At 46.9% G+C, this 13,076-nt stretch carries 10 protein-coding genes; 7 read left to right on the forward strand and 3 right to left on the reverse strand.

Going from position 1 to position 13,076, the window contains the following annotated elements; translation table 11 throughout:
• Nucleotides 1–169: 169 nt before the first annotated feature.
• Nucleotides 170–541 carry a hypothetical protein gene (locus CHI14_RS17155; RefSeq protein WP_095289711.1) on the reverse strand — a complete coding sequence of 124 codons (372 nt, stop codon included), beginning with the start codon at nucleotides 539–541 and terminating at the stop codon, nucleotides 170–172.
• Between the two features lie 243 nt (nucleotides 542–784).
• Between CHI14_RS17155 and hcp the strand changes: the two genes are divergently transcribed.
• The 3 genes from hcp (at nucleotide 785) to CHI14_RS17170 (ending at nucleotide 4,685) form a co-directional block, all read left to right on the forward strand.
• On the forward strand, nucleotides 785–2,077 hold the full coding sequence (gene hcp / locus CHI14_RS17160; protein ID WP_095289712.1) for a hydroxylamine reductase: 1,293 nt from the start codon (nucleotides 785–787) through the stop codon (nucleotides 2,075–2,077).
• Nucleotides 2,078–2,301: 224 nt separating this feature from the next.
• Nucleotides 2,302–3,690, forward strand: coding sequence for a PTS sugar transporter subunit IIC (locus CHI14_RS17165; protein WP_095289713.1), 1,389 nt, complete (start codon nucleotides 2,302–2,304; stop codon nucleotides 3,688–3,690).
• A gap of 215 nt (nucleotides 3,691–3,905) precedes the next feature.
• Nucleotides 3,906–4,685 carry a collagen-like domain-containing protein gene (locus CHI14_RS17170; protein WP_095289714.1) on the forward strand — a complete coding sequence of 260 codons (780 nt, stop codon included), beginning with the start codon at nucleotides 3,906–3,908 and terminating at the stop codon, nucleotides 4,683–4,685.
• Nucleotides 4,686–5,150: 465 nt separating this feature from the next.
• Here CHI14_RS17170 and CHI14_RS17175 read toward each other — a convergent pair whose 3' ends face one another.
• Nucleotides 5,151–5,900: an isoprenyl transferase gene (locus tag CHI14_RS17175; protein WP_095289715.1), complete on the reverse strand. Its 750-nt coding sequence runs from the start codon at nucleotides 5,898–5,900 to the stop codon at nucleotides 5,151–5,153.
• 155 nt (nucleotides 5,901–6,055) lie between these two features.
• Between CHI14_RS17175 and CHI14_RS17180 the strand changes: the two genes are divergently transcribed.
• The 4 genes from CHI14_RS17180 to CHI14_RS17195 all read left to right on the forward strand — a co-directional run bounded on the left by CHI14_RS17180 (nucleotide 6,056) and on the right by CHI14_RS17195 (nucleotide 10,808).
• The gene (locus tag CHI14_RS17180; RefSeq protein ID WP_095289716.1) at nucleotides 6,056–6,697 is read left to right on the forward strand and encodes a hypothetical protein; all 642 of its coding nucleotides are present in this window, start codon (nucleotides 6,056–6,058) and stop codon (nucleotides 6,695–6,697) included.
• Between the two features lie 225 nt (nucleotides 6,698–6,922).
• Nucleotides 6,923–7,465, forward strand: a complete 543-nt coding sequence (locus CHI14_RS17185) for a CueP family metal-binding protein (protein ID WP_095289717.1) — start codon at nucleotides 6,923–6,925, stop codon at nucleotides 7,463–7,465.
• A 281-nt stretch (nucleotides 7,466–7,746) separates the two neighbouring features.
• Nucleotides 7,747–8,763, forward strand: a complete 1,017-nt coding sequence (locus CHI14_RS17190) for an ABC transporter substrate-binding protein (protein ID WP_095289718.1) — start codon at nucleotides 7,747–7,749, stop codon at nucleotides 8,761–8,763.
• Complete coding sequence (locus CHI14_RS17195) at nucleotides 8,760–10,808, forward strand: iron ABC transporter permease (protein WP_095289719.1); 2,049 nt, start codon at nucleotides 8,760–8,762, stop codon at nucleotides 10,806–10,808. The genes CHI14_RS17190 and CHI14_RS17195 overlap by 4 nt, the downstream gene beginning before the upstream one ends.
• Before the next feature lie 101 nt (nucleotides 10,809–10,909).
• Here CHI14_RS17195 and CHI14_RS17200 read toward each other — a convergent pair whose 3' ends face one another.
• Nucleotides 10,910–12,982 carry a methyl-accepting chemotaxis protein gene (locus CHI14_RS17200; RefSeq protein ID WP_095289720.1) on the reverse strand — a complete coding sequence of 691 codons (2,073 nt, stop codon included), beginning with the start codon at nucleotides 12,980–12,982 and terminating at the stop codon, nucleotides 10,910–10,912.
• Nucleotides 12,983–13,076 lie beyond the last annotated feature (94 nt).

Here is a 13,076-nt window from a genome sequence, read left to right on the forward strand (position 1 = left end):
GTATTACCCTTACGGGCAAAATATAGAATCGTTTCATTTCCAACTTTTTTATGTACACAGTATTTTTCATAAGGAGCCAAGATATGCCTCGTCCAATATATTTATTTACAGCGATGCACGGATACGTGCACCACTGCATTGATATAAATGCACCCGCGAAAAGGACAGGTCAGATTAAGCGGTAACCGGGAGGTAACTCTCCGGTTCTTCTGATCTCGCGGATCTGTGCCAGGGTTAAGCGCTGATTGGATGCGATAAGGGATTCCACATCTCCTCTGCGCAAAAAGTCATCCAGTTCGCGAATGCTGCGATTCCCCCGCAGTACCACAAAATGGTCACGAAAACGTGAACGATTAAACAACACGAGCGTGGCGTTTGGATTGGTGGAGAAAAATCGCAAGCTCTCAATTCCAGTCAGAATGGCATCCACATCGGAGATGCCGAGGTTACCACGATAGACTCTTCGGCGGCCTCTGAAATTTTCTTCACTGAACACCGTCAAGCGAGGATACGTTTGAGAAATGGAAACGGGTTTAGCCATTTGAACTCCTCCTTTTCTATAGACCTGCTGCTGGGGCAGCGTGGACTACGAAATAAAGGATGCGAAGGAGCTACTGAAAGATTGGATGATAGTCTTGGAGGGGAAACAATAGGTTCATATAGTTGCCAATTTTGACTATACGGTGTCGAAAGATAAACTGTGTCCGCCATCACACTTGGTCCCCTAAGGGTTTGTTACGCTGTTACCAGTGAATGAAATCGAATCACGTTGGAGGGAACAGACATGTTTTGTTATCAGTGTGAGCAGACACCGAGTGGTGGGTGTACGGTAGTCGGGGTCTGTGGCAAAAATGAAACGATAGCCAGTCTGCAGGATACCATGATTTTTGCGTTGAAAGGCATAGCGGCTTATGCAACACATGCTCGGCAGCTGGGGTATCATGATCCGGAAGTGGATCGAATTACACATGAAGCCCTGTATATGACGTTGACCAATTCCAATTTTAATGTGCAGGAACATCTTGATATGGCCATGAAAGTAGGGAACGCTGCAATCCGAATCATGGACGTGCTGGATCGTGCGCACACCGAGAGATTCGGCATACCGCAGCCCATCACCGTTTCGCAGAACCAGATTGAGGGACAATGCATTGTAGTGACCGGACATAACTTGTATGCGCTGGAAGAGCTTCTTCGTCAGACCGAAGGGAAAGGCATCAACATTTATACACATTCCGAGATGCTGCCTGCTCACGGGTACCCGGCACTTAAGAAATATGCCCATCTGAAAGGCAATATCGGCAAAGCCTGGTATGATCAGCGAAGATTGTTTGAACAGTTCCCGGGTGCCATACTTGCGACCACAAACTGCGTCATGCCTATCAAAGGTACATATGCCGACCGTTTCTTCTCGTATGAAGTCGCGGGTCTTGAGGGTGTAGCCAAGATTATTAATGATGATTTCACTCCTCTAATTGAACGTGCGCTCTCCCTGCCGGCAGCAGACGTTAAGTCTGAGCAGGTGCTAACAACGGGGTACCATCATGAGACGGTAATTGGACTCGCTCCAGAGATTATTCAGGCAGTCAAAGATGGGCATATCCGTCGTTTCTTCGTTATCGCTGGCTGCGATGCACCTGGAAAAGGCGGAAACTATTATCGTGAGCTAGCGACTTCGCTGCCTAACGATACCGTGATTCTCACCACATCATGCGGTAAATTCCGCTTCAATGATGTGGATTATGGTACAGTCGGGGATACAGGGATTCCCCGTTATATCGATTTGGGGCAGTGCAACAACTCCGGTTCAACCGTGAAAATTGCAATGGCTCTTGCGGACGCTTTTGGCTGTTCTGTCAATGAGCTGCCTGTCAGCATTGTCCTGTCCTGGTTTGAGCAAAAGGCGGTGGCGATCCTGCTGGGGCTGTTCAGTCTTGGTATTCAAGACATTCGAATTGGACCCAAACCGCCAGAATTCATCTCGGCAGGGGTACTGGATGTGCTTGTTGACATGTTCGGCCTGAAGCTGATCACAACGGCAGAGGAAGATATGAACACCATGCTGGCGTTGTCATAAGGGGCCAGAAATTGAATCGATCATAGAAGAGATTGGAAGAGCCTGCGGAAGCAGGCTTTTTGCTGTCTTCAGGTGAGTTAGGTCCATGTACCCTGCTTAATTGGTAATGAAATGAAAGGGAAATTAGTTTGATTATCCTATTGAAGTTTGATCATGGAAATGGGTATATAGATAAGGGCACATCACAAAACTCGGGTTTACCGCAGCATAAGGAGAAGGTACATATGAATGATAGGCAATTCGAAGAGATCTTGAAACTTGCAGGTGGAAAGGAGAATATCAGCTATGTTCAGCATGACATGAATACCACTACGTTGACATTAAGCAGCCATACAGACATAGATATGCCACGTTTAGCTGAATCCATTCTTGATGTAGATATTCGCATAACAGGTGATCAAAGTTACATAGCTATTAAGGATGAATTTGCTCTACTCTACAAAAGGTTAACAGACATTGGGGTTGCGAAAGACATAGGCGGTCCACTGCAAGAAACAAGGCGTTCAGGTAAAAAGGCATTCTCATTATTGGGCTTTGTTTCGGATGTGTTCAGGCCTTTGATGCCTGTCATCCTGGGAGCCGCAGTGCTCAAAATTGTGCTAGCTATTATTACTTTGTTTAATGTGTACAGTTCCACTGATTCTTCTTCTCTAATGGAAAGTCAGACATTCATGATATTTAAGTCGATTGGAGATAGTGTGAATTATCTGTTGCCAATCTTAGTGGCTTTCAGTACAGCCTATCGAATGAAGAGCAATCTGTATGTTGCCGCTGCTATTGGAGGATTGATGCTTTACCCGCAAATGACGTATTTATTGTCCGGGCAAGAAGATGTTCATTTTCTGGGCGTTTCCATTGTGTCACAGACGTCCTTTCTTTCCGCAACAATTTGGATCATCCTAGCCGTATGTGCGTCAACCTTTTTGGAAAGGGTAGTTGAACATATAGAACCCAAAGTAATGAAAGGTATCCTCGCTCCGGCGTTGACATTTCTCATTCTAATCCCCTTGGTTCTCATGGTACTTGGTCCATTTGGAACTTGGGTTAACCAGCAGTTTCCCGATATCATTGATTCGCTTCTGAATGATGCCCCTATAGTCACGATCATGTTGATGGCAGCAATTATGTCCATACTGATGATCGCAGGATTGCATTATTTGCTCGTACCCATCATGATCAATGAATTAATGACGAATGGATTCTCCCTCATTATACCGGCGATACTTGTTGCCTTCGTAGCACAATCTGGAGCTTCACTGGCTGCTGGACTGCGCACCAAAGAGGCTGAGTTCAGGAAACTCGCCTTCTGGGCAACAGGAACGGCATTGTTGGGTGCTCCGGAGCCTGCCATGTATGCTGTGAATATGAGAAGGAAATGGTCCTTTTTCTCGGCAATGGCTGGTGGCGCGGTCGGAGGTTTGTATTTTGGCATTTCGTCCGTGAAGGCACTGGTTATAGGTGGTGCCGGAAGTTTGTTGGACATCCCATTCTATATTGAAGCTGATACGCTGAACTTGCTGCATACTTGCATTGGCCTTCTCCTAGCCTTCGCCGTCTCAGGTGCACTCACATACTGGCTTGCGGGTAGAACATCACATACCAAACATGTGTAACGTATAGAAATTTAATATGCTTTGCATTGTAATCTTGGCTGTGTGGTAAGAGGCTTTTCAATATGTAATAAAAGCTTAACGTCTAAATATTGCTCCATGAGATAGACAACTTTCCTCATAATGGGCCCTGTAATTTTCGAAATTATAGTTAGTTGTCTACGCCCCTTGTTATTACTGCACATAGTATGTGGAGAAATATCACGGAGGTGAGTTAGTTGATCAATCGTCATGGGAAACGGATCTGTAGACGTAAATTCAAAAAACATGTACATTGCGGTGTGAAGGTTAAGGTTTTGAAGGTTAAACCTAAGGTTATTGTTAATGCACCACAAGGCGTACCAGGGATTCCTGGTCCAATAGGACCGATAGGTCCAAAAGGGGCGACTGGTGCTCAAGGGATACCGGGGCCAGTCGGATTGCAAGGAATTCCTGGTATACAAGGACCAGTGGGTCCGGCGGGTGCGGTCGGAGCAGTGGGCCCGGCAGGCCCGGTTGGCCCAGCAGGTCCTTCTGGCCTCGTGGGTCCAGCTGGTCCTGTTGGCCCTGCAGGTGCAACTGGAGCAACAGGTCCTGCCGGTCCAACAGGGGCTGGGATTTCCGATTTCCTGAGTGTTTTCCGGGCTGATCCCGGTACAGGAACGGACACCGTTCCAGGAAACTCGCCAATTACGTTGACTGGTGTTTTGGCTAACGCGGGCGGTGCCTTTACCTTTGTGCCGCCATCTTCAACGATAACCATCAATGAAACAGGAAGTTACTTTATCTCTTTCTCCATTCATAATCAGGGCGATGCCAATTTCAACCTCACAGTGAACGGAACGCCTATAACCCCCGTGCCTTTCACGGGTAATGGTGGAGGCCCCATATCTGCTGAAGTTATCATTACGGTCACAACAGTTCCAACAACGATTCAACTGGTAAATGCGAGTGCAACTCCTGTACAGTTGCATAACAATCTGAATACCACGGTAACTATTCTGAAACTGACTCCTTAATGTCGATTCACGATATAGTCTATGTCAGCATAAAAATTAAAGTATATGCCTTTTATCCAGTCCATAAGTCTATTTATTGAGAAGCTGGTATGACTAAGGATCAGGAGCGGCGGGATGTTGTTGTTAAATAGACATGACCGCTGCTCTTTTCCTTTTCGTAGCCAAGACCTAAGTGAGGGAATGGACTCTACATTGGGAGAATTGTTATCGAAGGGAATTCTTAATAAACCTCAGATCCTGTAATTGGTGTATGAGAGACAAGCTCAAGCTCAATGGGTTGGAGCAGCTGATACAAAAGACATCCATTGGTCACCCTTCGGATAACAGTGATCAGGCTCGAGCAAAATCTTGTTGTAAGATATCATAGTATATGGTGCAGAGTTTGGAATGTTACGGTAGATATGGCTGGAGAGCGGTTGCGTAATTGAGTGTATAATGGCCCGTAATGGTCGAACAATTGGGATATTAAACCTCTAACGCCCGTAACTTGCGCTGTTGATAATCAAGCATGGCTTCGTATAACAATTGCTCGTTAAAATCCGGCCACATGACATCCGTAAACCACAGCTCAGCATAGGCAACCTGCCATAATAAAAAGTTGCTCAGCCGTTTCTCACCGCTCGTCCGAATCAATAGATCCGGTGCCGGATTTTGTCCGGTATACAGAAACTTCTCGAGGTCCTGTTCAGTGATGTCTGGTACGTTTTTGTTTTCTTCAATACATAATTTAACAGCTTGAACAATATCGCTTTTCCCACCATAGTTCATGGCGAAGTATACATTCATCCCGGTATTGGCCTTGGTCAGCTCAACTACCTTGCGCATGGCCTCCTGTGTTTCAAGGGGGAACCTGGATATATCACCAATGAAATTGATTTTAATGTCATGTTGATTCAGTTCCTGAACGGTAGTATCTTGTACAAATTCGACGACCAGGCTGATGATATAATCTACTTCCTCTTTTGGTCTTTTCCAATTTTCCGTGGAAAATGCATAAAGGGTGAGAGAGTCGATCCCGTTTCGACGGCACATGCCTATCGTTTCACGCATCGTCTGCATGCCGGCATAATGGCCGGCACTTCTCGGAAGCCCTCTTCTCGTGGCCCAGCGTCCATTTCCATCCATCATCATTGCAATATGTTTAGGGAGGTTACCGTTCCAGTCTATCTTGTTCCTGATATCATGATCTGCCTTATGTACACGGAGCCATTTCAATGTATATTCCTCCTACATGGTCTGCTTGGAGAACAATTCTGTCTGGGCTAATGAGTAATAAATCTGTTGTCCACCACGGTTTCCAGAATTTATAATTATTATATAGGAATGGATTGGAAGTTCAAACGAAAATCGTAAGAAAGGAACGTGCCCGTATGTCCGCATGGACTGATCTTTTTGAGAATAGAACACACTCGCTCGTTATGTATCCACTTCATACAGACTATTCATTGCCGAGTTGGATTGGGGGGAATGCACCTGCCTTTTTTGATGATAACGCCGCATTCGCTTTTCTGCGTGATCAGAATTATCTGTTTTATCTCAGTGTGACTCTTCCTGAAACAGACTCTATGGAACCTGTCCCGGGCCAGAAGATGATCTCTGTATTTGTTCCAGCAGAATATGAGAGATACCTGGAGAACAATATATATCCAACCTGTGATATCCAGGTGTTTCAGCATCCCGTCTCCCCTGAAAGTGCACTGGAGACCTACACCAATCCGGCTTTGGCTAAGCATGGATTAACAGCGGGGAAATGGATGGAGGATGAAATCATAGCCGAGGAGCCATTCCTCATTAAGATTGGGGGAGAGCCGAAATTCATTCAGCAGGAGGACAGTTACCTAACGGCTTTGCATCAGGACGGGTACGACTTTTTCATCCAGATTGACGAAGAGGGGTATGCCGATGGGATGGTGGAAGAGTATGTCTTTGGTTATGGGGCATTGTACTTGTTCGCCAAATTCGATGACGGGAAATGGATCGATCCCATTGCAGGTTTTTGGCAGTATTCGTAGTTTGGGATAGAGGGTTATCAATTCTTCGATCCCGGTCATATTTGGATGCGGAAGTAGACATGACATGCCCGTATCCAGTTATCTATGATATTGGTTACAAGAGAATGAATTCCATGACTTACAAGACAAATATGTGAATATCTGGTGACTTCGGTGTCGTATTCAGCACTGGCATGGAATTCTCCATTATAATGAACCAAAAACGAACGGGGAGATGAGCTCCAGTTGAGAAAAGGAATACTTATTGCAGCCTTATTCATTACGGTCGTTGGCTTAGGAATATATCTGATCGCTGATAATATGCTGAAAAAAGAAGCAGGCCCTCCTGAATCAACCAATGTTAAGGAATTGGTATACGATATCAGTACGGGCAAAGTCGAAACAAAATCGGCCTCCATTAATGCTACCCAGTTGGTCGTTACCGGCAAGGATGATCAAACGAAAACCTATAATCTGCCTGAAGAGGAGTTTTTCCTTTCGATTGCGCCGTACATCGAGCAGACTCACCCATGTGCCATTCATAGCCTGACGGGTTGTCAGGGGGAAATGAAGAACAAAGAGTTCCTGGTCACGATTCATGACTCAGAAGGTAATACGTTTATGAAAGAAGAACCGATGAAAACCGGAAAAAATGGCTTTATGGATCTGTGGGTACCAAGGAACAGAACATATTTGATCCGTATTGTACATGACGGGAAGGTCGCGGAATCCCAGCTTTCCACATATGAGCAGGACAATACCTGCATTACTACAATGGAACTGAACTAACATTCGCTTTCCGTTAGAATTGGGTCACGCTTATACAGGCGTGCATGGTAGATGAATTATACTGCAAATCTGGCATGTCATGATGCTGGTTGAGAAGAGTCCATGGGTAACCAGGGGCTCTTTTTCTTTTTATTCTCATAAATAGGCACAATAGCAGAATCTGTAGCCAGCCCGTTATCGCTTTTTTATTGACAAAATGTGATTTCTGTCGCATAATCCAATATGTGATAATGATAATTATTATCAGAGATAATACATATAAACAGGGGAGATTACAGTACATGAAAAAAAGCTTGAACGGACTACTATTATTGTTGGTTTTTGCTCTTACATTAGCAGGATGCGGTTCTGCAAGCACTAGCTCGAACGGATCAGCTGCGGATGCAGGTGAAGGTAATGCTTCTGACAACACGCAGACGGAAGCGGCTTCCGGCCCTGTTACCGTTAAACATAAACGCGGAGAACTTACGCTGGACAAGCCGGCTGAGCGCGTGGTTACACTGGAATGGACATATACGGAAGATGTGGTTGCGCTGGGCGTTCAGCCAGTAGGTAATGCCGACAACGCCAACTACAAAGTCTATGTCACTTCCGAAGCAGCTCTGGATGACAGCGTAACAGATATTGGTACACGGAGTGAGCCGAATCTGGAAGCTATTGCTGCATTGAAACCAGACCTCATCATTGCCAATGCAGATAACAATAATGCGGTCTACGATCAGCTTAATGCAATCGCACCAACGATGGAATTTGACCCTTATGATGGCGATGGCTATAACTATGACAAAATGACAGATATCTTCAATAACATTGCCATTGCTCTTGGCAAAGAGGACAAAGCGAAACAAGTACTGGATGAACTTGATCAACATTATGTAGAAGCCAAAGAAAAACTGGCTGCTGCAGGCAAAAAAGATTTCCACTTTGCTCTAACACAGGCTTTCACGTATCAAAATGCAGCTAGTCTGCGTATGTTCACGGATAACTCTGTCGTTATTGGCACTTTGGACAAAATCGGTTTGGTAAACGACTGGCAGCCTGAAAAGCTTGAAGGCTATGGTTTCTCCACAGTGGGAATTGAAGCCTTGTCTGATGTACAGGACAGTAACTTCATTTATATTACACAGCCGGATGATGACGTTTTTGGCACAGCCATGAAAGATAACTCGGTTTGGAACGGATTGAATTTTGTGAAGGAAAACCGCCTGTATCAACTGGATAGCACAACATGGACATTTGGTGGACCCATTTCCTCCAAAGTGCTGGTTGACGGGGTTGTTGAGGCGATTACCAAATGAGTTCAGTTCAGGGAACTAGGCCAGTGAACTGGCGCACAATAAGCATATATGGGGGCGGTTTAACCGCTCTCATCGTGCTTTTTTTTGTAAGTCTTTGTTATGGAGAGGCTTCCATTCCATTGAGTACGGTCTGGGATGCTCTTACAGGCAGACAGAACACATTGGAGCACAACATGATCTGGGATTTGCGTATGCCGCGTACGGTTATCGGTATTATCGCAGGGGGTGCGTTAGCTGTGGCCGGAGCTCTGCTGCAGACGATCACTCGTAATCCGCTGGCAGCTTCAGACACACTGGGCATTAATGCAGGGGCCTACTTTATCGTCGTCTTGGGAGCTATTCTCTTTCCGGGGGTGCTGAATCAGTCACCTTTTCTGTTCGCAGCTCTTGGCGGTCTGCTTGCGGCATTTGCTGCCTATTTCATGGGCGGGGGACGAAGATCAAGTCCGGTTCGACTTGCGCTGTCCGGTATGATCGTGTCGATGGTGCTTGGTTCATTTACTAGTGCGCTGCATATTTTCTTCTCCATGGAAACGCAGGGACTATTCCTATGGGGTTCAGGAACACTCGTCCAGAATGACTGGAGCGGTGTCGCTTATGCTTGGCCCTGGGTTGCGGGCATAACCATTCTGGCGCTAATATTGTCCAGACAGTGGGATATGCTGGAGCTGGATGAATCCACAGCATCCTCTTTGGGTCAAAGGGTTGGACTGGCTCGTGCCGGTGGGTTGATTATCGCGGTTTTGCTGGCTGCGGTGATTGTCAGTGTCATCGGACCAATTGGTTTCGTGGGTCTGGTTGCACCTCACCTGGTCCGATTGAGTGGAGTGCGCTCTAACCGATTACTGCTGCCCGGTGTGTTTATATGGGGAGCGGCTCTCCTGGTTGGCGCAGACGTGCTCGCCAAGATGGTACATAACTCCAGCATGGAGCTGCCGACAGGGGCTGTCATGGCGATTATTGGTGCGCCGTGGCTGATCTGGCTGGTACTTACACGCATGAAAGCAGCGAATGGTTCGGGCATGTCCTCTTCCATGAGCACAGGTGCACCTTCGCGTCGCTTTGCGTTCGGACCGATGGCAGTATTGTTCTCGGTCGTAACTATAGCGCTTATATTGCTTAGTACCATGTTTGGCGGTCTGAGAATTCCGCTGGCCGATTTGCTGCCGAGTTTATTCCAATCGGATGGACTGTTCTCGGCGGTGATTCAGCTTCGAATTCCGCGTACGCTTGTTGCTGCAGGTGCTGGAGCTGCACTGGCGATCAGTGGTGTGCTCATTCAGATGGCCGTGCGTAATCCGCTGGCGGATGCTTCCATCGTCGGTGTGTCCTCCGGGGCAGGGCTCGGAGCCATGATGGTCATTATTTTATGGCCGGGTCTTCCAATATATTTGCTGCCCATCGCAGCCATCATCGGTGCAGCTATTGCGGCAGTGGTTGTATTCTCTCTCTCCTGGAAGAAAGGACTGAATCCGTCTGCGGTTGTACTGCTGGGGATCGCCATGTCGGCCATTGCTGGAGCAGGGATTCAGATCCTGATTGTTCGCGGCGCCGTATACGGCAGCAGCGGATATATCTGGCTGACAGGTAGTACCTATGCCCGTACATGGGAGCAGGTGAAGGTTATCGGTTTATTCTTGGTTATTCTGGTTCCACTGGCCTGGTGGCTCGCCCGTCGATTCGAACTGTTGGTATTCGACGACAACAGTGCATCAGGACTTGGACTGGGCGTGCGCCGAACAAGATTGCTCGCCATGACGACGGGGGTGCTGCTGGCAGCAGGTGCTGTCGCTTGTGTAGGAACCGTCGGGTTCATCGGTCTGATTGCCCCGCATATGGTGCGGCTGCTGACAGGACATAAGTTAAGACGGTCCATGTTTTTATCCGCACTTGCGGGTGCAGTGATGCTGGTGCTCGCTGATACGATCGGCAGAACAGTCATGGCGCCGACAGAGATTCCGTCCGGAATCCTTATTGCCCTGATTGGAACACCGTACTTCCTTTACCTGATGTACCGTTCCAACTGGCACAGACCCATGAAATAAAGCACATATTCAAACGCGAAATAGGATTTGGAACGCTAGAAAGCCCGCTCACGCAGCGGGCTTTTGTTGTTTATTTATTGTTCATTGCGATCATGTGCACACTATGATTTCTGATCAACCTGGAACTGGTTTAATTCTTCCTCAAGCTTGTTCGACAACTGACTCAATTGCTCGGATAATTCCGCAACCTGTTCGATACTGTCCAGTTGTTCCTGTGTGCTTGCACTGACCTCTTCGGTAGAGGCAGAATTTTCTTCGGTGGTGGAAGAGATGATTTCGAGTGCCTGGACAATCTCATCCTTGTGTTTATGGACACTGGAGGTGTTATTGCTGATCTGCAGCATGCGCAATCTCAATTCCTCCAGATCTTTATTGATGCTGTAGAACACCTGCTTGGTGCCCTCGACGGACTTGGCATTTTCCTCTGCAATCAGGAGGCCGTGGGCCGTGTGTTCTACGGATGTCTTCGTTTTATCTTCGATTTGGCGAACCTTTTTGCTAATCTCCTCGGTTGCCATCGCCGTCTGCTCAGCCAGTTTGCGAACTTCCCCTGCGACCACGGCAAAACCTCGTCCCTGTTCTCCTGCTCGTGCAGCTTCGATGGAAGCGTTGAGTGCTAGCAGGTTGGTCTGGGTTGCGATCTGATGGACGGTGTCCACGATACCGGAGATTTCATGACGGCTTAGATCAATATCATGGATAATGGTTGACATGGCCTGGGTTGAATGGTGGTTCTCCTCTGCCCATTTGGATAACTGATTCAACACTTCCAATCCTCGTTCGCTTTGTTCTGCGGAAGCTTGAACTTTGGTCTCCATCGTTTTGACATCACTTGATATGTCGTCGATTTGACCTGATAATGATCCGGTTTTTTGCAAAATGTTCTCGGATTCAATGGACTGATAATTGGTTGCATTGGCAATTTCGTTAATTGCTGTTGCCGTATCATTCATCGTTACGGCTGTCCGAGCGGAAATGGATTGCAGATCCTTGGAGGATTGGCCTAAAACTTGGGCAGTTGCCCCTACCATCTGAATCATGCTCTGAATTTTCTGCACCATGTTGAGCATACCTTGTGAGATTTGACCAATCTCGTTGCGGGATGCTGTATCAAACTGGACGGTCAGATCTCCCTGTTCCACAAGCTTGATTTTTTGCAGCAGTTTCGGGATGGATCTCAGCAGATACCGCAGGGTGATATAACTGATGAACACAAGCACGATGGCGGCTACAGCAAAACCTATAATGGTGATCGACGTAAAGGCTTTTAATTCTTCGAGCACTTCATGCTCCGAAATGGTCAAACCTACAGACCATCCGGTATCTGCGCTGGTGGCATAACCGACATAACGGCCTTCTCCGTTGTCATCTATAAGTTGGATTCCGGATTCACCGGCCATCATTTTCTTGCCGATCTCACCCAAATCTCCCGGACTTTCGTTAATCTTTTCCTTGAGCACCTTGGCCTCGTCAGGGTGATATAAAATGTCACCGGTCTTGGAGGCCAGAATGGAATAGCCTGTACTTCCAAGTGAGTAGCTCTCCATAAGGGATGGAATATCCTTGAATGCAATATCTGCCGCCGCGAAACCGATCAACTCGTTGTTGTTATCCTTAATCGGATAGAATATGCCCATTAGGATATTACCTGTAGCAATATCGGCATAGGGTTCGGAGAAATATAAGCCATCGGCTTCAACAGCCGGTTTATAATACGGACGATCCTGAATCACAAATTCAGAGTCGGACGCTGCACCATCGTGCTGGAGCCAGAAACCTTTTCCATCAATGCCAGCGATCCATGCATCTACAAAAGAAGGCTCTTCCTTCACGATGGCTGCAAGTGTAGCCTGGGTTTCGGCAGCATAGGGCGATGTTGTAGCGGTAGATGCCGATTCAGTGGTTTGAATATACTGCCTGAATAAGTTATTGGTGGACATCTGCTTAACCAGAGATCCTTTTTCCTTAAATAAAGCATCGAACTGGGCCACAATGGCCTGCGTTTTCGTTTGCAGCATCAGTTCCTGCTGTTTAACAAGGATGCTTCGAGTGCTGGTAAATATAAATGTTCCCAGGATGGAAAAGACGACAACAATTATGGCCAACAACATGATAGACAGTGTATTGGCGATGCTTGATGTCCGGGTCCCTCTTTTTCTAAATAACTGTGCCATGCTGCCAACTCCCCAAGATTGATATTGAGCTGAACCGCTCTTATTTTTTATTTCGGTATTTCGATTCCGTTTCGATAGAGGATGGGGAAAGGGT

Origin of the sequence: Paenibacillus sp. 7516, assembly GCF_002272715.1 — a bacterium.
Taxonomy (GTDB): domain Bacteria; phylum Bacillota; class Bacilli; order Paenibacillales; family Paenibacillaceae; genus Paenibacillus; species Paenibacillus illinoisensis_A.